This is a genomic window from Methyloversatilis sp. (genome assembly GCF_030698125.1).
GTDB lineage: Bacteria > Pseudomonadota > Gammaproteobacteria > Burkholderiales > Rhodocyclaceae > Methyloversatilis.
The window spans coordinates 69,467-94,977 of sequence record NZ_JAUYNV010000032.1 but is presented as its reverse complement, the minus strand read 5'-3'; the positions used below and the strand labels follow the sequence as shown (position 1 = coordinate 94,977).

General features: G+C 66.0%; 14 protein-coding genes. 2 read left to right on the top strand and 12 right to left on the bottom strand.

The genetic code is table 11. The features are described 5' to 3' along the window. Nucleotides 1-81: 81 nt before the first annotated feature. From Q8Q80_RS12905 to Q8Q80_RS12880, 6 genes are all read right to left on the bottom strand, one after another. On the bottom strand, nucleotides 82-810 hold the full coding sequence (locus Q8Q80_RS12905; protein ID WP_305633293.1) for a retron system putative HNH endonuclease: 729 nt from the start codon (nucleotides 808-810) through the stop codon (nucleotides 82-84). Continuing rightward, complete coding sequence (locus Q8Q80_RS12900; protein WP_305633292.1) at nucleotides 807-2,228, bottom strand: AAA family ATPase; 1,422 nt, start codon at nucleotides 2,226-2,228, stop codon at nucleotides 807-809. Before Q8Q80_RS12900 ends, Q8Q80_RS12905 begins: the two co-directional genes overlap by 4 nt. Nucleotides 2,229-2,356: 128 nt before the next feature. Continuing rightward, nucleotides 2,357-3,784 carry an efflux transporter outer membrane subunit gene (locus Q8Q80_RS12895; RefSeq protein ID WP_305633291.1) on the bottom strand — a complete coding sequence of 476 codons (1,428 nt, stop codon included), beginning with the start codon at nucleotides 3,782-3,784 and terminating at the stop codon, nucleotides 2,357-2,359. After that, nucleotides 3,781-6,879, bottom strand: a complete 3,099-nt coding sequence (locus tag Q8Q80_RS12890; protein WP_305633290.1) for a multidrug efflux RND transporter permease subunit — start codon at nucleotides 6,877-6,879, stop codon at nucleotides 3,781-3,783. The genes Q8Q80_RS12895 and Q8Q80_RS12890 overlap by 4 nt, the downstream gene beginning before the upstream one ends. Beyond that, nucleotides 6,876-9,947, bottom strand: a complete 3,072-nt coding sequence (locus Q8Q80_RS12885; RefSeq protein WP_305633289.1) for a multidrug efflux RND transporter permease subunit — start codon at nucleotides 9,945-9,947, stop codon at nucleotides 6,876-6,878. The genes Q8Q80_RS12890 and Q8Q80_RS12885 overlap by 4 nt, the downstream gene beginning before the upstream one ends. Before the next feature lie 12 nt (nucleotides 9,948-9,959). After that, nucleotides 9,960-11,240: an MdtA/MuxA family multidrug efflux RND transporter periplasmic adaptor subunit gene (locus tag Q8Q80_RS12880; protein ID WP_305633288.1), complete on the bottom strand. Its 1,281-nt coding sequence runs from the start codon at nucleotides 11,238-11,240 to the stop codon at nucleotides 9,960-9,962. A gap of 398 nt (nucleotides 11,241-11,638) precedes the next feature. Between Q8Q80_RS12880 and Q8Q80_RS12875 the strand changes: the two genes are divergently transcribed. Then, the gene (locus Q8Q80_RS12875; protein WP_305633287.1) at nucleotides 11,639-12,901 is read left to right on the top strand and encodes an MFS transporter; all 1,263 of its coding nucleotides are present in this window, start codon (nucleotides 11,639-11,641) and stop codon (nucleotides 12,899-12,901) included. A 35-nt stretch (nucleotides 12,902-12,936) separates the two neighbouring features. Then, nucleotides 12,937-15,183: a glucosylglycerol-phosphate synthase gene (gene ggpS, locus Q8Q80_RS12870; protein WP_305633286.1), complete on the top strand. Its 2,247-nt coding sequence runs from the start codon at nucleotides 12,937-12,939 to the stop codon at nucleotides 15,181-15,183. Here the strand turns inward: ggpS and Q8Q80_RS12865 are convergent, their stop codons facing one another. The 6 genes from Q8Q80_RS12865 to Q8Q80_RS12840 all read right to left on the bottom strand — a co-directional run bounded on the left by Q8Q80_RS12865 (nucleotide 15,184) and on the right by Q8Q80_RS12840 (nucleotide 25,499). Continuing rightward, the gene (locus Q8Q80_RS12865) at nucleotides 15,184-16,713 is read right to left on the bottom strand and encodes a sodium/solute symporter (RefSeq protein ID WP_305633285.1); all 1,530 of its coding nucleotides are present in this window, start codon (nucleotides 16,711-16,713) and stop codon (nucleotides 15,184-15,186) included. A gap of 404 nt (nucleotides 16,714-17,117) precedes the next feature. Further along, entirely contained in the window at nucleotides 17,118-18,575 is a 1,458-nt protein-coding gene (locus Q8Q80_RS12860; protein ID WP_305633284.1) for an efflux transporter outer membrane subunit, read from the bottom strand. Next, on the bottom strand, nucleotides 18,562-21,702 hold the full coding sequence (locus Q8Q80_RS12855; protein WP_305633283.1) for an efflux RND transporter permease subunit: 3,141 nt from the start codon (nucleotides 21,700-21,702) through the stop codon (nucleotides 18,562-18,564). The genes Q8Q80_RS12860 and Q8Q80_RS12855 overlap by 14 nt, the downstream gene beginning before the upstream one ends. An 11-nt stretch (nucleotides 21,703-21,713) precedes the next feature. Next, nucleotides 21,714-22,922 (bottom strand): efflux RND transporter periplasmic adaptor subunit, encoded by a 1,209-nt coding sequence (locus tag Q8Q80_RS12850; RefSeq protein ID WP_305633282.1) that lies wholly within the window; start codon nucleotides 22,920-22,922, stop codon nucleotides 21,714-21,716. Between the two features lie 499 nt (nucleotides 22,923-23,421). Beyond that, nucleotides 23,422-24,306 carry a nitrate- and nitrite sensing domain-containing protein gene (locus tag Q8Q80_RS12845; protein WP_305633281.1) on the bottom strand — a complete coding sequence of 295 codons (885 nt, stop codon included), beginning with the start codon at nucleotides 24,304-24,306 and terminating at the stop codon, nucleotides 23,422-23,424. Continuing rightward, nucleotides 24,300-25,499 (bottom strand): methyl-accepting chemotaxis protein, encoded by a 1,200-nt coding sequence (locus tag Q8Q80_RS12840; RefSeq protein WP_305633280.1) that lies wholly within the window; start codon nucleotides 25,497-25,499, stop codon nucleotides 24,300-24,302. The genes Q8Q80_RS12845 and Q8Q80_RS12840 overlap by 7 nt, the downstream gene beginning before the upstream one ends. Nucleotides 25,500-25,511: the final 12 nt, after the last annotated feature.

Below are 25,511 nucleotides of genomic sequence, written 5' to 3'. Positions count from 1 at the left end.
ATATGCCTGAATCCTAGTCGCATCGACGCGCACTCGCCATCCGTCGTCCGGCCTAGCCGTCTTCGGGGACTCTTGTGTCTTTTAAGGGAATGCGGACGCGCAATCGCGCAAGGTTTGTTCAGCAACCGGACCGAAGAACTGGCGTGTCACAGAAAAGAAAAGGCTAAGCCTTCCGTTTACGGGAACGAGATCGATAGCTGCCAAATCGGAGAGGCTCCAGTGCTTTTGACGATGCTCTTCATACAGCCGATCCAGCTCGTCCCACCATTGCTGGCGCCGCGTGACAAGAAAAGGGCTGTTGAGATTGAGCAGATCGACGGTGTACTGCGCCTGATCTTGTTCCGCCGCATTGAGGTCCGTAGATGGAACGACGCGCCCATCCGACAAGTAGGCAAAAAATCGATGACAGTCCGGACGATGCGGAGAGACGAAGCGCTGCATGTCGCATGCGGTCTGTTTATCTGAGGCATGCCCGCCAAACACAACCTTCCCTTGAAACCTCATGTCATGCAGATCGTTGGCACTGTCGAGCGCGCTAGCCGCCAGATTGCTGTAGTCGAAGGTGCGAGATGGTTTCTGGCTTTTGTTCTCGACATGTTCGATGTGATACCCCAGACCTTCCTCGTCGGCACGCAGTTCGCTGTAACAGCAAAGCTGGAACTGCTCTTCAAGCAGACACTGCAAGACCGCCGCCTTGTGCCGACGAAACGAATTCCACCTGGTCGTCGCTTGTTCCGATGTTTCCGGGGGATGCGTATGTGCCTGTGTGAGATGAAACCCACCAGAGCCAAGCTTTCTTATTGCCCTCACTGCTTCAGGGCTTCCTGCCGCTGAATGCTGCGGCGAAGGCGTTGTAATTGAGGATGTCGTTCGCCCAGGGCCGAAGTGAGTCGGTTCATCAGATCGACAGCTTGTGGCTCTTCATAACCGCCCTGATCCACCCACTCGGTGAGTCTCAGCAAATCTGCCTTCTCGGCTACGGGCGGCTGAGGATCGACCAGCATGACGCTGTGCATGACATCACCACTTGGTTCGCCATAGGTCATGGCGATAGGCATTGCTGCAATCGTCTTTCCGGCCGCATCCGGGCCGATCACCCGGATGTTCTCGCGCCGAACGGTACTCAGCACTTGCGGGCTGTGGGTGGTGACGATGAATTGCATTTCGGGAAACGCCCTGATCAGGCTTTGCAGCACGACCTGCTGCCACTCCGGATGCAGGTGCATGTCCACCTCGTCGATCAGCACCACCCCCGGCGTTTCCAGCGCCGCTCTACCGCCCAGATGGCCATTGAGTTTTGTCGCCCTGAAAGCGATATCGGCCACCATGCCGATCATGTTTCGTATGCCGTCGCTGAGCAGCTCGACCGGCAGTTCTCCATGCTGATCGTGGTGAGCAACCAATGTATCCCGAGAAATGGAGTACTCGATATCCTTCCAGCCGACGGGCTCAAGACAGTTATTCACGGCTGTGCCGACCGACTGGATGTACCCGTCGAACTCGGTGCCTGTCGACGGTCGCCCCGTCTCCTGCGCCATGATCCGGGCCTCCTTTGAATTCAGGTTCCAGTATCTGAACCAGGCAACAAAGGACTTGTAGCTGGAGGCCGGATCCAGGCAATCCGCGTAGCCGATGGTGCGAGACGTACGCTGCAGCTTCTTGTTCTCCGTGAGCTTCTTCTGTTGCCACAAGCGACCGGTGCCGTAATACGCGACAAGCGGCAGCAGAACATCGCTTCCGGGGGTGCGCACAGCCTCCTGCAGGCGCTTGCCATAATCGATCAGTTGCTTGGCGTCCTTGATGGTGGTCTTGGCTTTACTGGGACCGGACAGGCTTCGCCGCCACACCGTGGGTGGATGGTTGCCAAGAATGCTGTCTTCAATGCTGTCTGCGATAAAACCAGTCGCTTCGAGACGCACACCTTTCACCGCGTATTCCATTTCATGGGTACGGGTTTCCCGCACCCGGTGCTGGCGGATGTCCGTGGATTCAAAATGCTTTCCGACCGCCTCATCGAAAGATCCTATGAAGGGGCCAAAAGCCACCGCTATTGCATCCAGGATGGAGGTCTTGCCCGCACCGTTCGCAGCCACCAGCACCGTAAGTTGGGGGTGAAAATCGATATCGATCTGCTCGAAGCAACGGTAGTCGCGCAGCTTCAAGCTTTGTATGTCCAGGTGGGGCATGGGTGCCTCGGCACGTTCGGGAAATCGGCTCAGATCGATCACGATTGATGCTGACCAGTTTCCAAGTTTGTTGTTGATCTGCTGATTCTGCCTTTCTCAAACTGCGTTCACAAGCCCGTTCACCGGGGCCACTGCAGCTCTCGATCCCACATTGGACTTTCCCGGTGCGCTCAGGGTGCTGCCGCCAGCCCCTGCCAGCCGCCGCCGACCGCCTTGTTCAACAGCGCGCTGGCCGAGAACTGCCGGCCGCGCAGCTGGGCGAGGCTGCGTTCATTGTCGAGCGCCGTGGTCTGCGCAGTGATCACTTCGGTGTAGTTGGCGATGCCCGCGCGATAGCGGTTGAGTGCCAGCGTTTCCGCCTCGCGCGACGCTTCGAGCGCCTGCGCGCGCAAGGCTGCTTCGTCTTCCAGCAGGCGCAGCTCACTCAGGTTGTCTTCCACCTCCTGTAGTGCACCCAGCACGATCTGCCGGTACTGGGCGACCGTGATGTCGTGCGCCGCACGCGCCGATTCGATCTGCGCATCGCGCCGGCCACCGTCGTACACCGCCTGCGCCACGCTCAGGCCGAACGACCACACCAGGTTGGATGCCGAGAACCACTGCGCGAAGTTGTTGCCGGCATAGCCGGTCGAGGCGTTCAGCGTCAGCGACGGAAACCACGCTGCCTGCGCCACACCGATGCGCGCGTTGGCCGCGGCCACGCGCCGTTCCGCCGCGGCAACGTCGGGCCGCCGCTCGAGCAGTGTCGACGGCAGACCGACCGGCGTGGCCGGGGGTGCGGCGGGCCAGTCGGCCAGTTCCAGTGCGAAGGTGGATGGGGGCGCGCCGATCAGCACCGCGATGGCGTTCTGCAACTGGGTCCGCGTCAGATCGAGATCGACTGCCTGCGCCTGGGCCGCGCGCAGCTGCGCCAGCGCCTGCACCTCGTCACCGCGCGTCGACACGCCGGCGGCGACACGGTTGCGCGCCAGTTCCAGCGCGCGCTCGAAGGACGCGACGGTGCGCCGGTAAAGGTCGCGCTGATGGTCGGTCGCGCGCAGCTGGAAGTAGTTCTGTACCAGTTCGGCGTGCAGGCTCAGCCGCACCGACGCCAGATCACCGGCGCTACCATCGAGTTCGGCACCGGCCGCCTCGACCTCACGCCCGATGCGCCCCCACAGATCCGCTTCCCAGCTGGCGTCCAGCCCCAGCTGGGTGGTGTTGGACTGGTTCGCCGAGCGGCCTTCGATCGCCGCACCGCGGCTGCGCCGGGCCGCCGCTGTCAGTCCGATTTCGGGCGTGTAGCCGGCGCGAGCCAGCTGCGCGGCGGCGCGCGCCTGACGGAAGCTGCCGAGCGCAGACTGCAGGTCGGGGTTGGCCGCATCGAGCCGTACGATCAGATCATCGAGTACCGGATCGCCATAGGCGCGCCACCATTCGCCGCGCGGCAGGTGGTCGGCCGGCTCGGCCGGCTTCCAGCCTTCGGCGGCACGGAAATCGGCGGGCATGTCGAAGGCCGGTCGCTGGTGATCGGGGCCGATCGAGGTGCAGCCTGCGGCAAACAATGCCAGCAGGAGTGCGCATACGACGGGAGAAGGACGGAGAAGCAGCGGGTTCATGGCGTCACCGTGCGGCCGCGGCCGGCAAACCACCGGCGGCTGTAGCGGCTGAAACGTTCGAGATAGAGATAGGTGACCGGCGTCGTGTAGAGCGTCAGCAACTGGCTGACCACCAGACCGCCGACCACCGCAATGCCCAGCGGCTGGCGCAGTTCCGAGCCTTCGCCGAAGCCGATGGCCAGCGGCAGCGCGCCGACCATGGCCGCCAGCGTGGTCATCAGGATGGGCCGCAAGCGCATCAGGCAGGCCTCGCGGATCGCCTCGTGCGGCGAGCAGCCGAGATTGCGTTCAGCGTCGAGCGCGAAGTCGATCATCATGATGGCGTTCTTCATGACGACGCCGATCAGCAGCAGCAGGCCGATGATGGCGATCAGCCCGAATTCGATGTTGAATGCCATCAGTGCGAGGATGGCACCGATGCCGGCCGACGGCAGCGTGCTCAGGATGGTCAGCGGATGAATCAGGCTTTCGTACAGGATGCCAAGCACCAGATAGACCGCGATGATGGCACCCAGCACCAGCAGCGGCTGGTTCGACAGCGATTGCTGGAAGGCGCGCGCCGATCCCTGGAAACCGGCATTGACGCTGGCCGGCACACCGATCTCGCGCATCGCGGTACGGATGGCTTCCATGCCCTGCGCCAGCGTCACGCCCTCGGCGGTGCCGAATGAAATGGTGGTCGACACCTTGCCGCCCAGATGCGAAATCGACAGCGGCATGGTGCCCTGGGTGACGCGGGCAAAACTGTCCAGCGGCACCAGCTGGCCGTCGGCGCCGGCGACGCGCACCGCGTCGAGCGCCGAAATGTCCTGCGCGCGCGCCGGATCGACCTCCAGCACCACCTTGTACTGATTCAGCGGCTCGTACAGCGTGCTGATCTGGCGCTGCGCGAAGGCGTCGTTGAGCACCTGGTTCACGCCGCCCGGCGTGATGCCCAGCCGCGCCAGCGTGTCGCGGTCATACATCAGCATGGTTTGCGAGGCGCGGTCTTCCTGATCGGTCGATACATCGACCAGTTGCGGCAGGTCGCGCATCGCAAAGCGCACCTTCGGCTCCCATTCGCGCAGCACGCGCAGACTGTCGGCGGTCAGCGTGAACTGGTATTGCGACGACGAGCGCAGGCCGCCGATGCGCAGGTCCTGCGCCGCCACGAGAAACAGCGACACGCCCTCGATGCGCCCCAGTTTGCCGCGCAGCCGGCCGATCACCTGATCAGCCGTTGCATCGCGCTCCGACAGCGGCTTCAGATTGACGAAGAAACTGGCGTTGTTCGCACCGCCGCCGCGCCCGCCGCCCGTGAAGGCGCTGACATTGGCCACCGCCGGATCGGCGCGCACCACCTCGACCGCCTGCGCCATCTTCTTCGTCATCACCTGGAAGGACGTGGTCTGGTCGCCGCGCAGGCTGCCGAACAGGCGGCCGGTGTCCTGATTCGGAAAGAAGCCCTTGGGCACGATGACGAACAGCCACAGGTTGAGCGCGATCGCGCCGGCGAAGATCAGCATGACGATGCGCGTGTGACGCAGCGCCCAGTCGAGACTGTGCGAGTAGGCGAGCTGGATGTCGTCGAACACGCGCGCCAGCGCGCGCTGCCAGCGTGCTTCCTGTTCGACCGGCCGGTGGCGCAGCAGGCGCGCTGCCAGCATCGGGGCCGCAGTCAGCGACACCACCATGGACACCAGCACGGCAACCGACAGCGTCAGCGCGAACTCACGGAACAGCCGGCCGACGATGCCGCCCATCAGCAGGATGGGGATGAATACCGCCACCAGCGACAGGCTGATCGCCACCACCGTGAAGCCGACCTCGCGTACGCCCTGCACCGCCGCTTCGAACGGCTTCATGCCACGCTCGATGTGGCGCGCGATGTTCTCGATCACCACCACTGCATCGTCGACCACGAAGCCGGTGGCGATGGTCAGCGCCATCAGCGACAGGTTGTTCAGGCTGAAGCCCAGCAGGTACATCACCGCCAGGCTGCCGGCCAGAGACACCGGCACGACGATGGCCGGGATCAGCGTGGCGCGGGCGTTGCGCAGGAACAGGAACACCACCAGGATGACCATGCCGACCGCGATGGCCAGCGCGATCTCCACCTCGTGCAGCGCGCTGCGTATGGTGACCGAACTGTCCGACACCACTTCGAGCTTCGCCGAGGCGGGCAGGCTGGCCGCCAGTTCCGGCAGCAGCGCATGCACCCGTTCGACGGTTTCGATCACATTGCTGCCAGGGCGCTTGGTCACCACCAGCAACACCGTCGGCTTGCCATTGGTCAGACCGAGGTTGCGCACGTCCTGCACCGATTCGGTCACCGTCGCGACATCACCGAGGCGCAGCGTCGCGCCCGAGGTGTGACGCAGGATCAGCGGCACGTAGTCGGCCGCGCGGCGTACCTGGTCATTGGCGTCGATCTGCCAGTAGCGGTCGCCCGATTCGACGAAACCCTTGGGGCGATAGACATTGCTTTCGCTGATGCGCGCGCGCACGTCTTCCAGCGTCAGGCCGTGCTGATGCAGCGCGTCCGGATTCACCTGCACACGCACCGCCGGCGGCGACCCGCCGCCCACGGTGACTTCGCCGATACCCGGAATCTGCGCCATCTTCTGCGCCAGCACGGTCGAGGCGATGTCGTACAGACGCGGAATCGGCACCGTATCCGAGGTCAGCGCCAGGATCAGGATGGGTGCGTCGGCCGGATTCACCTTGCGATAGCTCGGGTTGGACGGCAGGCTGGTCGGCAGGCTGGCGCGCGCGGCGTTGATCGCCGCCTGCACGTCGCGCGCCGCGCCCTCGACATCGCGGTCCAGCTCGAACTGCAGCGTCACCCGGGTATTGCCCTGCGAACTGCTCGACGTCATTTCGGTGACGCCGGCAATGCGGCCCATGGTGCGTTCCAGCGGTGTCGCCACGGTCGCCGCCATCACTTCCGGGCTGGCGCCGGGCAGCGACGCACTGACCGATATGGTCGGGAAGTCGACCTGCGGCAGTGCGGCCACCGGCAGCAGCACGAACGCCAGCGCGCCGGCCAGTGCGATCGCCGCCGTCAGCAGCGTAGTCGCCACCGGTCGGTAGACCGACCAGGCCCAGCCGCTCACGCCCGATGCTCCTGCGCTGCGTTGCCGCGCGCCGCGAACAGCCGACCGAACGCGAGATAGATGACCGGCGTGGTGTACAGCGTCAGCACCTGGCTCACCAGCAGGCCGCCGACCATCGTCAGTCCCAGCGGGTGGCGCAGTTCGGATCCCATGCCGCCGCCCAGCATCAGCGGCAGCGCACCGAGCAGTGCCGCCATCGTGGTCATCAGGATGGGCCGCAGTCGCAGCAGGCAGGCCTGATAGATCGCGTCGCGCGGTGCCATGCCCTGCGTGCGTTCGGCGTCGAGCGCGAAGTCGATCATCATGATCGCGTTCTTCTTGACGATGCCGATCAGCAGGATGATGCCGATCACCGCGATCATGTCGAGCGCGTGACCGGTGCCGAGCAGCGCCAGCAACGCGCCGATCGCGGCCGACGGCAGCGTGCTCAGGATGGTCAGCGGATGGATGAAGCTTTCGTACAGCACGCCCAGCACGATGTACATGGCCGCCACCGCGGCAAGGATGAGCCACAGCGTGTCGCTCAGCGAAGCGCGGAAGGCTTCGGCCGACCCTTCCCAGGTCACGGTGAGCGTGGCCGGCATGGCGAGCGCGCGGCGCGTGGCGTCGATGGCGTCGACCGCTTCGCCGAGCGACGCGCCGTCGGGCAGGTTGAACGACACCGTGGCGGCCGGAAACTGGCCCTGCCGCCCGATCGACAAGCGTGCCGGCCGCTCCTCGATGCGCACCAGACTGCCCAGCGGAATCTGCTCGCCGGTGGCCGACATCACATGGATCTGCGATATCGCTTCCGGGCCCTGCTGGAACTGCGGCTGCACTTCCAGCACCACGCGGTACTGGCTCGACTGCGTGAAGATGGTCGAAATCAGGCGCTGGCCGAAGGCGTTGTACAGCGCGGCATCGATATCGGCCACGGTCACGCCGACCCGGGCGGCGGCGGCGCGATCGATGTTCACATAGGCCTGCAGGCCGCCGGTCGTCAGATCGGTCGTGACGGCGGACAGCTTGTCCGACTGCTGCAGCGCTGCGACCAGCTTCGGCACCCATTCGAGCAGGTCGTCCTGATTGGTGGCCTGCAGGACGAAGGGATACTGCGCGCGACTCACCCGGTCCTCGATCGTCAGGTCCTGCACCGGCTGCAGATGCAGCGTGATGCCCGGCACCTCGCGCGCCAGATCCTCCAGCCGGCGGGCGATCTCGGGCGCGCGTGCGTCGCGGTCAGCCAGGGCTTTCAGACGGATCTGCATGCGGCCGGTGTTCAGCGTCGGATTCTGGCCGTCGACGCCGATGAAGGAACTGATGTTTTCCACATCCGGGTCGCGCAGCAGCACTTCGGCCAACGCCTGCTGGCGCACGCTCATCGCCGAGAACGACACGGTCGGTTCGGCCTCCGAAATGCCCTGGATCAACCCGGTGTCCTGCACCGGGAAAAAGCCCTTGGGCACGGCGAGGTAGAGCAGCGCGGTCAGCACGAAGGTGGCGACGGTGACGACCAGCGTCAGCGTCTGGTGCTCGAGCACCCAGCGCAGCGTGCGCGCATAGCCGGCCAGCAGGCGGGCGTACCAGCCCTCATCGGCTTCATGCGCCGGTTCCGCCTTCAGCAGGCGCGCTGCCATCATCGGCGTCAACGTCAGCGACACCACGGCCGACAGCAGGATGGCGATGGTCAGCGTGAGCGCGAATTCGCGGAACAGCCGGCCGACCACGTCCTGCATGAACAGCAGCGGAATCAGCACCGCCACCAGCGACACGGTCAGCGAAATGATGGTGAAGCCGATCTGCTTCGCGCCATCGAGCGCGGCCTGCATCGGCGTCTTGCCCTGTTCGAGGTGGCGCGCGATGTTTTCGGTCATCACGATGGCATCATCGACCACGAAGCCGGCGGCGATGGTGAGTGCCATCAGCGTCAGGTTGTTCACCGAAAAGCCGGCCATGTACATGACGGCGAAGGTGCCGATCAGCGACAGCGGCACCGCCACCGCCGGAATGACTGTGGCGCGGACGTTGCGCAGGAACAGGAAGATGACCAGCACGACCAGCGCGACGGCCATCACCAGTTCGATCTGCACGTCGCGTACCGAGGTGCGGATCGATTCAGTGCGGTCGGTCAGCACGGCCACATCGACCGCGTCGGGCAGCGAGGCCTGCAGTTCGGGCAGCAGCGCCTGGATGCGCGACACCACGTCGATCACGTTGGCGCCCGGCTGGCGCTGGATGTTCAGGATGAGCGACGGCGTCTGGTTTGCCCAGGCGGCCAGCAGACGGTTTTCCGGTCCATCCACCACTTCGGCGACGTCCTCGAGCCGGATCGGTGCGCCGTTCTTCCACGCAATCACGCTCTTCCGGTATTCGGCCGCCGACCGCAGCTGGTCGTTGGCATCCAGCGTGGTGGCGCGGGTCGGTCCGTCGAAACTGCCCTTGGCCTGGCTGGAACTGGTGCTGACGACGGCCGCGCGCAGCTGTTCCAGGCTGAGGCCGTAGGACGCCACCGCCGACGGATTGACCCGTACGCGCACGGCGCGCCGCTGGCCGCCGGAAATGCTGACCAGCCCGACGCCCGACTGCTGCGAAATCTTCTGCGCCAGACGCGTGCTGACGGCTTCTTCCAGCAGATGCAGCGGCAGCGCGTTGGAACTGATGGCCAGCGTCATCACCGGCGCATCGGCCGGATTGACCTTGCTGTAGACCGGCGGTGCCGGCAATTCCTGCGGCAGCAGCGTCGCGGCGGCATTGATCGCGGCCTGCACCTCCTGCTGCGCGGTATCGAGCGAAATGTTCAGACCGAAGCGCAGCGTGACCACCGAGGCGCCGGCCGAACTGACGGAATTCATCTGCACCAGCCCCGGCATCTGGCCGAACTGGCGTTCCAGCGGCGAGGTGATCAACGAAGTGGTCAGTTCCGGGCTGGCACCCGGGTAGAAGGTGACCACCTGCATCGTCGGGTAGTCGACCTGCGGCAGCGCCGACACCGGCAGCAGCCGGTAGGCGATGAAGCCGGTCACCAGCAGCGCGATCATCAGCAGCGAGGTCGCCACCGGACGCAGGATGAACAGTCTGGACGGATTCATGGAAATGGCCGGTCAGCGCGCCGGCGCAGCGTCGCGACGCCCGGGCGACGCCGCGTCCGGCTTGCCGGCACGGGCACCCGCGGCCGGTACATCGTCGATCTTCACCTTGTCGCCTTCGCGCAGGCGATCGACGCCGTCGGTCACCACGCGCTCGCCGGGCTGCACGCCTTCGGTCACCTGCTGCAGTTCGCCCGCCAGCGTGCCGGTCTTCACCGGCCGCATCGCCACTGTCAGATCGTCACCGACGACGTACACGAAGGTGCCGCTGGCGCTGCGCTGTATCGCGGTGACCGGCACCACGACGGCAGCGGACACCGTGTCGACGCGCACCCTCACATTGACGAACTGGTTCGGAAACAGCACGTCGTCGCGGTTTTCGAACATCGCCTTGGCCTTGACGGTGCCGGTGGCGACGTCGATCTGGTTATCCAGGATGCGCAGCGTGCCGGTGGTGAGCACACTGCGGTTTTCGCGGTCCCACGCTTCCACCGCCAGGCCGCCGCGCTGAGCGATGGCGGCGCGCACCGCCGGCAGTTCCGGCGCCGGCAGTGAAAACACGACCGAAATCGGCGCTTCCTGCGTGATGGTCAGCAGGCCTTCGGTATCCGACGCGCGCACGATGTTGCCCGGTGTCGCCTGGCGCAAACCGACGCGCCCGCTGATCGGCGCCGTGATGCGCGCGTAGCTCAGCGACAGCTGTGCCGCTGCGATGCTTGCCTCGTCGGCCTTGATGGCGGCTTCGTACTCGCGCACCAGCGCCTGCTGGTTCGTCACCTGCTGGGTCGCGATCGAATCCTGCTTGAGCAGCGTTTCGTAGCGGTTGAGGTCTTCGCGCGCATTGGTCAGCAGCGCCTGGTTGCGCAGCTTCGCTGCCTGCGTCTGCGCCAGTTCGACCTCGAAGGCACGCGGATCGATCAGTGCCAGCAGATCACCCTTCTTCACCCGCTGGCCTTCGGTGAAATGCAGCGAGCGCAGCTCACCTTCGACGCGGCTGCGCACCACGACGCTTTCGATCGGCGTCACCGTACCGAGCGCACTCACCGTCACCGGCAGATCCGCCCGTGTGGCCAGCGCGGTACCGACCCGTGATTCGCCACCGAAGCGACGGCCTGCGGCGCCGGGTGCGCCGGGTGCCGCACCGGCCGGCCGGGCGCCCGGCGGCCCTCCACCCTCGGCAGGCGCACCGGTGCGCTCCCGCGCAAGAAACCAGCCGGCCGTCAGACCGGCCAGTACCAGCAACATCAGTATCCAGGGCCAGCGTGGTTTGCGAATAACGGGGAGCGTCGTCGTCATGGAATATCGGTCGAAGTGAAATCGGTGGCATGGCGGTCAGCGCGCACGGGGATGTCACCCGCGTTCGTCACGACTGCCATTGTCGGCTGCGCATGTTAATCACGTCTCGGCGCGCCGGGCGGACTTGTGAATGGACTGTGAACGGCGGTGAGCGGTCGTCAGCGCGTCGCTCGACCGGGCCGGATGTCGATGCCGCAACGCGGTGTTGAGCGACGCCCGGTACGCGGGGTTCCGCAAGCGGCAGGATTGCGTCTGGTAAACTGTTGGAGTCGTCTACAGGCTCAGCCAGCAGTTCCACCGCGCGGCCCTGCGTTTTTCCGCGGGACACCCTGTCCCGCTGTCCGGCCTCACACCCTGCGTCAGGTCGCTTCCACTCCGTCTTTCGGGAGAGCGAAGCCTTGCTTGTCCATCTGCTGCCACTTGCGGCACTTCTGTCCGGCGTTGCCCTGCTGTTGCTGGGCAGCGGCCTGCTGACCACCCTGCTCGCCGTGCGCGGCGGCATCGAAGGCTTCGGCAGCCCCTTCATGGGCCTGCTGGGTTCGATGTTTTTCGCCGGCTTCCTGATCGGCACCCATGTCGCACCGCGCATGATCCGCCGGGTCGGCCATGTGCGTGCATTCGCTTTCTTCACGTCAGCGGTGGCCTGCAGCGTGCTGTTGCACGAGTTGCTGGTCGTGCCCTGGGTGTGGGCGCTGGTCCGCCTGCTGACCGGTATTTCCATGGTCGGGCTGTACACCATCGTCGAAAGCTGGCTGAACAGCCAGGCGGCACCGGCACAGCGCGCCCGTGTGTTCTCGGTTTACATGGGCGTCAATCTGGGCGCACTGGCGCTGTCGCAGCAATTGCTGCATCTGGGACCGGCCAGCGGCCACGTTTTGTTCGGTCTGGCGGCGCTGCTGGTGTCGGCAGCCGTGATGCCGGTGGCCGCGACCCGGCTGGTTCAGCCCGTGCTCGACCACAGTGCGTCGGTCGACCTGAAAAGCCTGTATGCCAAGGCGCCGATCGCGCTCTCTGCGGCTTTTGCGTCGGGCCTGGCGATGGGCGCCTTCTGGGGTCTGGGTGCGGTGTGGGCTGACGGTCACGGCTTGGGACATCAGGGCATCGCGGCCTTCATGACTGCCACCATCCTGGGTGGTGCGCTGTTCCAGTGGCCGATCGGTCTGCTGTCCGACCGCATCGACCGCGGCCGCGCGATCGCCTTCGTGGCGTTCGGCGCCACAGTGTGCGCCATCGGACTGATGGCAGCCGCCCGCCACGGCACGCTGGCGACCAGCATGGCTGGCTTCATCTACGGTGGATTCGCGTTCGCGCTCTATCCGATGGCCGTCGCCCGCATGATCGACCGACTCGAGCCACACGAAGTGCTTTCGGGCAGCAGCAGCCTGCTGCTGATTCATGGCGCGGGTGCCGCCGCCGGCCCGCTGCTGGCCGGGTTCGCCATGGCGCTGGCCGGCGACGCGGCGCTGCCGCTGTGGTTCGCCGCGACCCAGGGTGTTCTGGCAGTCGCCGCCTCGTCGCTGTTGCGCCGGCTCACGCCGGACATCGCCCATCAGACCCGCTTCCAGCCCATGGTGCGCACCGCATCGACCGCCTTCGACATGGTCGACGGGGCGCACCCGAACGACCTTCCATCCACGCGACCCAGCCCGGAGACCCGCTGACCCGAACCCGCAACCTGCTCTGAAAGGACTTCATCATGCTTCTCGCCACCGATCTTGACGGCACCTTCCTTGCCGGCGCCCCGGAAGCGCGACTGCGCCTTTACCAGCGCATCGCAGCCGACCCCGAAGTGACACTCGTGTTCGTGACCGGACGCGGCCTCGAGGCCGTGCTGCCCATCCTGTCCGACCCGACGATACCGGTGCCGCACTACATCATCGCCGACGTCGGCGCGACTGTCGTCGATGGCGCCACTCGGCAGGCGGTGCAGCCGCTGCAGTCGGCGATCGACGTCGTGTGGCCGGGCGAACTTGCGGTGACCGAGGCGCTGGCCGGCTTCGAACGGCTGCAACGGCAGGAAGTCCCGCAGCAACGGCGCTGTTCCTACTTCTGCGAGGGCGACGCGGTGACCGGCGACATCCACTCCGCGGCAGCGGCACTGGGCTGCGACGTGCTGTATTCGGCCGACCGCTACCTCGACATCCTGCCGCCCGGCGTGAACAAGGGCAGCACGCTGCGCAAGCTGGTGCGTCATCTGGGCATCGACCCCGAACATGTACTGGTGGCCGGCGACACGCTGAATGACCTGTCGATGTTCGAACAGGGTTTCCGCGGTGTGTGCGTCGGCGAGTCGGAACCGGCGCTGCTGGCGGCAACCATGGACCGCTCGCGCATCGTGCATGCTTCGCGCATCGGCTGCGGCGGCATCATCGACGCACTTCGCAGCTTCCGCATGATGCGTTTCGATCCGGTCAGCCCGGTTACTGACGGCGGCGATGCCGAGCTCGTCATCGTCTATCACCGGCTGCCGTACGAGGAGTACATCGAAGACGGCATCGTGAAGCAGCGCCGCCCGACTTCGCCCAACGGCATCATTCCGACGCTGCTGAGCTTCTTCGCCGAAGGTCAGCAGGGCTCGTGGGTGGCCTGGTCCACGCTCAATGCAGAATCGACCGATTTCGAGGTGCACACGACGGTCGATCGCCAGCGCTACCCCAATCTGACCTGCGCGCGGGTCGCACTCGACAAGAACGACGTCGACATTTTCTACAAGCGCTTTTCGAAAGAAGCCTTCTGGCCAACGCTGCACACCTTCTGGGAGCGAGCGCAGTTCCGCGAAGACCACTGGCAGGTGTTCCTGAAGGTGAACCGGCTGTTCGCCGAACGCAGCGCAGCCGAGGCGGCACCGGGCGCCACCGTCTGGCTGCACGACTACAACCTGTGGATGGTGCCGGCAGCGCTGCGCGAAATGCGGCCCGACCTGAAGATCGCCTTCTTCCACCACACCTACTTTCCGTCCGCCGACGTGTTCAACGTGATGCCGTGGCGGCGCGACATCGTCGGCAGCCTGCTGCAATGCGACTACATCGGCTTCCACATTCCGCGCCAGGCCGAAAATTTCGTCGACGTGGCACGCGGCGTGGCACCGCTGAAGGTGCTCGAATCGCGCAACTGTGCACCGCGCTTCCTGACCTATGGCTGCGCCGTCGGGCTGGACGAGATGACGACGGCAATCGAGGTGCATGGCCGCCGGATCGGCATCGGCGCCCATCCGGTCGGGCTGGATGTGCAGCGTGTCGGTCGCCTGCTGGCCGACCCGGCGACCGCCCGCCGCATGGACAGCCTGCGCCATGAACTGGACGGCCGCCGGGCCATCCTGTCGGTCGAGCGGCTCGACTACACGAAGGGCACGCTCGAAAAGCTGCTCGCCTTCGAACAGCTGCTGGAGCGCTACCCGGAAATGCGCCAGAAGGTCACGCTGATCACCGTATGCGTGCCGGCGGCGAGCGAAATGACCATCTACCGCTCGCTGCAGACACAGATCGAGCAGGCCGTCGGCCGCATCAACGGCCGCTATTCGAGAGTGGGCTGGACGCCGGTGCAATTCTTCTTCCGCGCCATTCCGTTCGAGGAACTGATCGCCTACTACGCGGTGGCCGATGTCATGTGGATCACGCCGCTGCGCGATGGCCTCAATCTGGTCGCCAAGGAATTTGTAGCGGTGCAGGGCCTGATGCAGGGTGGCGGCGTGCTGGTGCTGTCCGAGTTCGCCGGCGCCGCCGCCGAACTGCACGGCGCCGTACTGACCAATCCGCACGACATCAACGACCTGCGCGAGAAGTGCTACTACGCACTGAACATGCACCGCGCCGAAGCCGAGTCACGCCTGCGCGAACTGCTGGCCATCGTGCAGTACAACGATGTGCATCGCTGGGGGCAGGAATTTCTGGCGGCCGTCGCCGCTTCGGTCAACGGCGTACCGGACGCAATCGAGCCGTCCTGATCAGCGAAACAGCCACACCACGATCAGTACGGCGAATGCGATCAGCGCAGCACCCGCTTGCAGCGAGCGCGGAGCCGGGCCGGCGTCCGGCAAGGCGCGGGCCGGTGCCGCGCCGATCCCGGCTGACGCCTGCCACACCAAGGCAGCCAGCAGCGTCGTCGCGAACAGCAGCCCTGCGACAATGGTGAAGTGCGGCACCGCCCACCCCGCCACCGATGCCGCCAACATCGCAGCGCTGATCGCATGTCCGGTAAGCAAGCCGCGCAGCGCGGCCGATGCGCCGACGCGGTTGTTCGTCATCGCCAGTGCAAACACCGCCACCAAGGGTGGCACCACGTAAGAAAATGCCTGTTGAAGATAGGCAAACAGCCCGGGGAAGTGCGCGATCTGCGGCGCCCACAGCGCAGCCAGCAGCATGAAGCCAAGCGTGCTCGCGCGGCCCAGCCTGGCCTGATGGCGCGCACTCAGGCCAGGCCGGCGCGGCAACACGAAATCGCATATGAGCAATGTAGACGCCGAATTAAGCGCCGAATCGACGCTGGACATCATGGCGGCAATCAGGCCGGCCACCATCAACCCGGCCAGACCGACCGGCGCATAGTGCAGGATGAGTTCGACGAATACCGTGTCGGGCTGCTCCAGGCCTGGCAGCAGCACCGTCGCCATCACACCCGGCATCACCATCAGGAACAGCGGCAACAGCTTGAGCGCAGCGGCAATGAGCGCACCCTGTCCGGCCGCGCGCAGGTCGCGTGCGCCAAGCAGGCGCTGCGCGACATACTGGTTCATGGTCCAGTAGTAAAAGCCCAGCACGGGCAAACCGATCAGCGTACCCAACCACGGTAGTACCGGATCATCCATCGGCCGGAGCAGCGAAAGCCGCTCCGGTTCGACCGCTGCAACCAGTCGCCCCCAGTCGTGATCGAACTGGCCGAACACGATCGTGCTCATGACCACGGCACCGGTCAGCAACACGACCGTCTGCAGCATGTCGGTATAGACGACCACACGCAATCCACCGGCCGCGGTGTACAGACCGGCGAACAAGGCCAGTCCGGCGCAGGCCGCACCCAGTGTCACTCCGGGCACCATCTGGCTCAGGATGAGGCCGCCGGCGTAGAGGCTGCCGGCGGTATCCAGTGCCAGACTGAGGAAGAGTGAAGTACCGGACAGATAGCGTCTCAGCCGCGCATCGAAACGCCGTTCGAGCAGTTCCGGTACGGTGGTCAGCCGGCCACGGATGAAGGTCGGCAGCACGAATACCGCGGAGAACACCAGAACGAGTGCCGCCACCCACTCGTAGTTGGCAACCGAAATTCCGTTCGCGTAGGCCGCCCCGGGCAGGCCGATCAGGGTGGTGGACGAAATGTTGGACGCGAACAGCGAAAGTCCGATCGCCAGCGGCCCCAGACTGCGGCCCGCGAGGAAAAGTTCGTCCGCATCCGGCGCTGCACGCGAGGCCCATACGCAGAGCGCGATGGTCACAAGCAGGTAGATCGCGATCACGACCAGGTCGGGCGTCTGCAACATGCAGGGGCTTTCGTGATGAACGCATGCAACGGCCATCGTGGACGTGGTGGCTGCATGCTGACGGTACAAGGCGGCCGGTGTGCCGCGCGACGGTACCCGGCGGTCCGTTCGCATCTGATCCGTGCGTCAGGGCCTGGACTGCGACGCGCTTGCGGCACGCGTCATGTACGGATCAGATGCGAACAGACGCTGGCACGCCAGCCGAGACCTTTTCACCCGCTGGAGGTGATGTCAAGCTGCGGTCGCGCCGCGATATGCACGCGGCACAACGTCGGTCGCAGCACCGATCGCGGCGAGAACGGAGCGGGGATTTCGGCGAGCACTGCTCGCCGCGATCGTGCCGCGATGGTCACATTGCAGCGTGCGGATCGCGGCGAGGCCGCCGCTCCCACAGACCGCCGCTTTCAGCGCGCTGCGGTCGGCGTGTTCTCCAGTGTCTCCGCCGGACCGCCGGATTCGATGCGGCCGCTCCAGCCGCCGCCGAGGGCCTGATAGGTATTGACCAGCGCAGTGACCCGGTCGAGGCGGCTGGCGATCAGCTGACGCTCGGCCGACAGCCGCTCGCGTTCGGCATCAAGCAGCACGATGCGGCTCGCGTTGCCGGCGTTGAATGACAGTTCGGCCAGATCGCGCGCACCGCGCGTGGCGTCGGCCAGCTTCACCGTCTCTTCCATCGCCTCGCGGGCGCCCCGTGCGGCGGACAGCGCACCGAGCGCATCGGCATAGGCCTGACGCGCTGCCTGCTGATAGGTCTGCGCGATCTGCGCACGTTCCGCTTCCGTCTGCGCAACCAGCGCGCGCGTGCTGAGCAGGCCGACCAGCGGCTGCGCAATCGCGGCGCCGACACTCCAGGTGCGGGCTGAGGCCGACAGCAGATTGCCCAGCGTGGCGCTTTCGCCGCCCAGTGCGGCGGTCAGCGAAATGGTCGGCATCCACTGCGTGCGTGCCACTTCGACGCTCAGGCTGGCCGCCGCGAGATTGGCTTCGGCGGCGCGCACGTCGGCGCGGCGCGCCAGCAGATCGGAGGTCAGTCCGGACGGAATTTCCGGCTGCACAGCGAGCGTGGACAGCGCAAGTCCGCGATCCGGCATCCGTTCGACCAGTTCGCGCGGCGAGCGGCCGAGCAGCACCGACAGCGCAGTTTCAGCCTGTTCGCGCGCACTGCGCGTGCTGGCCAGCGACGCGGCCACACCGGCCCGCTCGGAGCGCGCCAATTCCAGGTCATAGCGGCTGATCGCACCACCGGAAAACTGCCTGTCGCGCAGCCCCAGCGCCGATTCGCGCGTGGTCAGCGTCTGCGTCAGCAGTGCTTCGTCGGCATCGAGCGCGCGCAGATTGAAATAGGCACGCGCCACCTGGGCGCTGATCGACGCACGCAGCGCTTCCAGTGCATAGCGACTGGAAGCGAGCTGCTGGCGCGCGACGTCGCGCTGACCGGACAGACGTCCGAACAGATCGAGTTCGTACGAGGCATTGAAGCCGCCGATGACCGTGTTGTACTGGCGCGGCCGGTTCGGAATCGGCCGCTCGGTGCTGAACTGCTGGCGCGAGCCGGACAGAGACAGGTTCGCATCGGGCAGACGGTTGATGCGCACCAGATCAAGCGTAGCCTGCGAGGCCTGCACGCGCTGGGCGGCGATCACCATGTCGTCGTTGCGCGCCAGCGCTTCGGCGATCAGGCCGTCGAGCACCGGATCGCGGAAGCTTTCCCACCAGCGGTCGAGCTCGACCGGCGTCGTGGCGTTGACTGCAGGCAAGTCCAGTTCGGGCGCCGGTTTCGGCATCAGTGAGCAGGCCGACAACAGGCTCGCCGCGAGCAGCGCGCCCAGCGCGCCGCGACGTGCGGGATCAATGAGGCGCATAGGGATTCTCCGGCTTCGGTGGTTCGACTTCTTCCGGCGGCGTGGCCAGCCGGCGGTCGACGATGATCTTGTAGAACAGCGGCACGAAGAAGATCGCGAGAAAGGTGGCCGCGATCATGCCGCCGATGACGCCGGTGCCGACCGACACCCGCGCACCCGCGCCGGCGCCGGTCGAGATCGCAAGCGGCAGCACGCCGAGGATGAAGGCGAGCGAGGTCATGATGATGGGGCGCAGGCGCAGACGCGCCGCCTCGATCGCCGCGGCAGCCACCGCATAGCCTTCCTGGTGCTTGAGCACTGCGTACTCGACGATCAGGATGGCGTTCTTGGCCGACAGGCCGAGCAGCGTCACCAGACCGATCTGGAAATACACGTCATTGGTCATGTCGCGCAGCCACACCGCGGTCAGCGCGCCGAAGATGCCGAACGGCATGGCCAGCAGCACGGAAAACGGCAGCGACCACTTCTCGTACAGCGCGGCCAGGATGAGGAACACCATCACCGCAGCCATGATGAGCGCGATCGATGCCGCGCTCGACACGCGCTTTTCCTGGAAGGCGGCACCGGTCCATTCGAAGCTGGTGTCGCCCGGCAACGAACGCGCCAGCCGTTCGACTTCGGCGATCGCCTGACCGGACGAGTAGCCGGGAGCTGCCTGGCCCATCAGCTTCACCGCCGGCAGATTGTTGTAACGGTCCACGGTGTCCGGGCCCGAGCCGTACTCGACCTTGGCGAAGGCCGACACCGGCACCATGTCGCCCGCGGCGTTCTTCACGTACAGCCGGCCGATGTCTTCCGGCGAACGACGGTACTGGCTTTCGGCCGACATCAGCACCTGCCACACGCGGCCGAACTTGTTGAAGTCATTCACGTAGAAGGTGCCCAGCGTGCCGGCCAGTGTGTTGAACGCTTCGGTCAGCGGAATGCCCAGCGCCTTGGCGCGCTCGCGGTCGACGTCCACGAACAGCTGCGGCGCATTCGGCCGCCACAGCGTCTGCAGGCCGCCCGCCAGCACCGGCGTCTGGTGTGACGAGCCGATCAGTGCGTTCATGTTCTCGACCAGCCTTTTCGTGCCGCCGTCGCCGCGATTCTGCAGATAGAACTCGAACCCTCCGGTATTGCCCAGGCCGAAGATGGCCGGCGGATTGAAGGCGAGCACCAGCGCCTCCTTGATGCCGCCGGTCTTTGCGAACACCTCGCCAACCAGCTGCTGCGTGCTCATCTTGCGTTCGTTCCAGTGCTTCTGGCTGACGAAGATGGTCGCCGCGCTGTTCTTGAAGCCGCCGCCGATGAAGTCCATGCCGGAGAAGGCCATCACATGCTCGTTCGCGTCGTTCGACTGGATGGCCTTCATCACTTCGGCCACCACCTTGTCGGTGCGCTCCAGCGTGGCGCCATCGGGCAGGAACACGGCGACGATGAAGTAGCCCTGGTCTTCGTCCGGCACCAGCGAGCCGGGCGTCTTGGTCCACAGGCCGATGGTGATGACGACCATGCCGGCGAACAGCAGCACGCCGACCGCCGAGCGCTTGATCATCCAGGTGACGGCGCCGGTGTAGCGGTGCGTCACCCGGGTGAACCAGTCGTTGAACCACAGGAAGATGCGCGCCTGGTTCTTGTGTTCGTTTTTCAGCAGCGCCACGCACAGCGCCGGCGTCATGGTGAGCGCGACGATGCCGGACAGCACGACTGCAATCGAAATGGTCACCGCGAACTGCCGGTACAGCTCGCCGGTCAGCCCGCCGAGGAAGGCGATCGGCACGAATACCGCGGTCAGCACCAGCACGATGGCCACGACCGGCCCGGTCACTTCCTGCATCGCCTGGATGGCGGCGTCGCGCGCCACCATCTGCTGCTCGTGCATGATGCGTTCGACGTTTTCCAGCACCACGATGGCGTCGTCCACCACGATGCCGATGGCCAGCACCATGCCGAACAGCGTCAGCGTGTTGATCGAATAGCCGAGCAGATGCAGACCGGCGAAGGTGCCGAGCAGCGACACCGGCACCGCCAGCAGCGGAATCAGCGTGGCGCGCCAGTTCTGCAGGAACACGAACACGACGACGAACACCAGGATCATCGCCTCGCCCAGCGTCTTCACCACTTCGGTGATCGACACCTCGACGAAGCGCGTCGTGTCGTACGGAATGGCGTAGGTCATGCCCTGCGGGAAGCGCTCGGCCATGTCAGTGATGGCCGCCTTGGTCACCTTGGCGACGTCGAGCGCGTTGGCGCCCGGCTGCAGGAATACGCCCATCAGCACCGCGGGCTTGCCGTTGTAGGTGCCGTTGAAGTCGTTGTCCTTCGAACCGAGTTCGATCCGTGCGACGTCGCGCAGGCGCAGCTTCGAGCCGTCGGCGTTCGAACGCAGGATGATGTTCTCGAATTCCTCGACCGTGGACAGCCGGCCCTTCGTGGTGATGGTGTACACCATGTCCTGCCCGCCGCCGGTCGGCGACTGGCCGATCTTGCCGGCGGCGAACTGGGCATTCTGGTCGCGCAGCGCCGCGGCGATTTCGGTCACCGTGACGCCGAGCTGGGTCATGCGGTCCGGGCGCACCCAGATGCGCATCGCGTAATCCTTGGCGCCGAAGATCTGCACATTGGTCGTGCCGGGAATCTTCTTGATGTTGTCCAGCACGTTCAGCGTCACGTAGTTCGACGTGTACAGGTCGTCGTACCTGTCGTCCGGCGAATAGAACGCCAGCACCAGCAGGAAGGCGGACGAGCTCTTTTCCACCGTCACGCCCTGCCGGCGCACCTCTTCCGGCAGGCGGGCGTCGGCCTGCTTGACCCGGTTGTTCACGTTCACCGCCGCCTTGTCCGGGTCGGCACCGATTTCGAAGGTGACCTGGATTTCCACCACACCGTTCGAGGTCGAGGTGGACTGCATGTACATCATGCCTTCGACGCCGGTGATGACGTTTTCCAGCGGCGCGGCAACCGTCTGCGCAATGGTTTCTGCCGACGCACCCGGGTAGATGGCGCGCACGGTGACCACCGGCGGCGCGATTTCCGGGTACTGCGCGATCGGCAGCGCCCGCATCGCCGCCAGACCGGCCAGCACCAGCAGGATGGAAATGACGAAGGCGAAGATCGGCCGGTCGATGAAGAAGCGCGAAAACATGTGCGCGCTCCTTATTGCGGCGCGGCGGGGGCTGCTGCGGCCGGCGCCTGACCGTTGTCGATCTGCACCGGCGAACCGGGTACGAAAATGCGCGCCATGCCGTCGACGATGATGCGTTCGCCCGGCTGCAGACCTTCGCGGATCACCCACGCATTTTCCAGCTCACCGTCGAGTTGCGCCCATTCACCGAGCTTGACCGGACGCGGCTGCGCGAGCAGCTTGCCGTCGGCTTCCGCAATGACATAGACGAACTTGCCGTTCGGGCTGTCGAGCACCGCACGCTGCGGCACGGCCAGCGCATCCGGGCGCGTGGCGCCGGACAGCGCGACGCGCACGAACTGCCCCGGAGACAGCTTGCCGTCACGGTTTTCGAAGGTGGCACGCAGCGCAAAGGCACCGGTGCTGGTGTCGGCCTTGTAATCCTCGAAGCCGAGCCGCCCGGTGCGCGGGAATTCCGCGCCGTCGGAGGTGCGGATCTTCACGACGAAGCCGGCGTTGTCGAGCCGCAGCAGACCGCGCGCGATTTCGTCGCGGGCGCGCAGGTATTCCGCTTCGCCGACGCCGAAATTGACATAGGCCGGATTGATCTGGGCCAGCGTGGTCATCAGGCTGTCGGAGCCGGCGACCGCCAGACTGCCTTCGACCTTCAGCGCACGGCCGGCCAGACCGCCCAGCGGGGCCCGCACGTCGGTGTACCCCAGATCGATGCGCGCGGTCTGCACCTGCGCTTCGGCCGACTTCACCGCAGCGCGCGCCAGATCGCGCTGCGACAGCGCGTCGTCCGATTCCTTGCGGCTGGCCGCTTCCGCATCGGCCAGCGGCTTGATGCGCGCGTACTCGCGATCGGCCTGCGCCAGCTGCGCCTTCGCCTGATCGAGCTGGGCTTCGGCGGCGGCGACACGGGCACGATAAGGCGCGGCATCGAGCCGGTACATCACCTGCCCTTCCTTGATGCGCTGGCCTTCTTCGTACAGACGCTTCTCGACGATGCCGGTGACGCGCGCCCGCACCTCGATTTCGCGCGAGCCGGCCACCTGGCCGACGTACTCGAAACGAACGGGCACTTCGCGCGGCGCCACCTCGAGAACCTTGACGGCCGGCGGCGGCATGCCGCCATTGGCCGGCTTGCCGTCTTCCTTGCCGCAACCCGCCAGCGCGAGCACAAGCACCGTCACGGACAGCACGCCCACGCGCTGAACGACATCCATCGCTTTATTCATGATCCATCCCGGAAGCTGAAGCGGCGATGCCGCGCAAAAGTGTCGGGCCATGCAGGCGACAGCCCTGTTATGGCCGGAATTATAAACATACATCCTTGTATGTTTAAATTACCGGATGAAAAAAATATTCATTCCGGTCACGACGAACGGGATGTCCGGGATCAGACATGGAGGGGTTCCGGGACCTTGTCCCGGTCGACAAAGGTAAACGTCCTGAAGCGCTGGCGCGATTCGGGCAGGCCGTTGCTGCGACGGTCCGGGCGAACAGCGCGCACAACAGCGCAATGCGGTAGCGCACCCCAATCTGGGCATACCCGAGCGAAATGCAGTCAGCGCCCGGTTGGAAGCAGGCGCGACCGATTCGATGAAGGTCTGCACGATTTGCGGCGCGCCCGGTCACCCCAGGTGGGGTCAGCGCAGCGATGCCCGGCGGACTTGCGTATCGCCCCTGTCAGACAGCGCGCCGGGTTCAAGCGCTGTTCGCTTGACGAATTCGCGCTCAGGCCGCGGCGCGCAATCCGGCGGAGGGCGACGCCAGTTCGCGGCGCAGGTCTGCGCCACATTCGTCTATCCAGGCATAGACGCCGTCGATGGCCCGCGTCGCCCCGGCGAACCACGCCTCGGCGTTCAGACCGGCGGCGCCGCCGAGCAGGTGTCGGCGCAGTGTCGACATCATGGCGCCGACGCTTCGGTCTGCATCGATCGCGGCCTGGCTGTCGTCGGACGCCGCGAGCGCCTGTCGCAGCAGCGATTCGATGCGTGACGCGAGATACATCAGGCGCACGCGCGCCACCGGTGCGCACTGGCCGCGCGCCGCCACGCCGGTGCCGATGGCGCGCGCCTGCCCGAGGTATTCGGCCAGCGCCGGCAGGCTGCCGATGTGGTTGCGTACCCGACCGGCATCGACGCACCCGGCCGCGCCCAGTTCGACGCGCGCCTCGCCAAGCCCGGCCAGCCACTCCAGGGCGCGCGACACCAGCAGGCCGTGGCGGGCGATGCTCTGTTCGGCGCCGGCCTTGCCCTGTTCGATCAGGTCGACCAGTTCGCGCCACTGGAAACGGAACAACATCAGGTCGTTGTGCGTCACGCAGGCGCGCGGCATCTCGTCTTCCGCCCGCGCGGTGTGTTCGAGCGCGACGATGCAGCGATCGATGTCCTGCCGCCGCGCCGCCATCTGCGCGCCGAACGCGGCATCGCCCGCCAGCCACGCCACGCTCATGCCGCGATGCTGCTGCAGTGCACGCACCAGCTGCAGCATCACCGCACAGCCATCGAGCGCACGCAGCGCCGTCTGCACCATTTGCGTGCGCGTGCTGCGGCGCTGCCACAGCAGGATGCAGGTCGTCGCGGCGAGGGCTGCGAGTATCACGAGTGTGGTCAGCATGTCTGTTCCACCTGGTAGGTGTCGAGTGCGTCGCGGAGCTGGCCGGCCATCTGTTCGAGATAGCCGGACAGTTCGTGGTTGTCGTGGATGAGGTTCTCGTTCTGCCCGGCCAGCCCGGCCACCTGTTCGACGTCACGCGCCAGCGCTTCGGCAGCGCGGCTCTGTTCGGTGCTGGCCTGGGCGATTTCGGTCACCGCGGCGAGCGTGGCATCGATCTGCGCGGCAATGTCGCCCAGGCTGCCGATGACGCCGGCGGCTTCGCCCCGGCCCAGCGTCACTTCGCTGCCGGCGCGGTCGATGGCGCTGCTGACCGATACGACGTCGCCCTGCAGCCGTTCGATCAGCGCCTGCACCTCGCCGGTGGCCTGCCGGGTCAGGCCGGCCAGCTTGCCGACCTCGTCGGCGACCACCGCGAAGCCGCGTCCGTTCTCGCCGGCGCGCGCCGCCTCGATCGCCGCATTCAGCGCCAGCAGATTGGTCTTGTCGGCGATCGCCGCGATGGTGCCGACGATGCCGCCGATGTCGGCCGAACAGGCATTGAGCCGGGCCACGCGTTCGCCGGTGGCCTGCATGTCGACAGCGATGCTGTCCATGCGCAGTCCCAGTTGCTCGCCCGTGCGCGTGCCGTCTCTGGCAGCCGCATGTGCCGTACGCGCCATTGCGGCGGCGTCGTCCGCCTGCTCTGAACTGACGGCCAGGCTGGTGGACAACTGTTCCAGCGTGGCGGCCGAACTGACCGTCACTTCGCGCTGCGAGCGCACGCCGCTGTCGCCGGCGCGCGCGTTCGCGCTGCTTTCGCGCGACGAGTGCTCGAGCTCGTGCACCACCCTGGACAGACGCGTCATCAGGCGCACGAAGGATCGCGCCATGCCATTCATGCTTTCCTGCAGCGTGGGGGCGTCGACGCTGCCAGGCTGCAGCCGCGCGGTGAGGTCGCCGCTTTCAAGCGCCAGCGCGAAATCGATCAGCGTGCGCTCGGCCCGTCGTCGGGTACGCAATTGCGCCGCCAGCAGGACACCGCAACCCGTCGCCGGCAGCAGCGCAAGCCAGCGCCAGTCAGGCAGGCCGGCGGCGAACAGCCCGGCGACGAAGGCGAGCATTGCAGGCAGCAAGGCAAGCAGGACCAGCGGGATGCGCGGCGCGGCATGGGCACGCACGGCGGGCGGGGATGAGGAGAGCGCAAGGGTATCCATGCCATCGCCGTA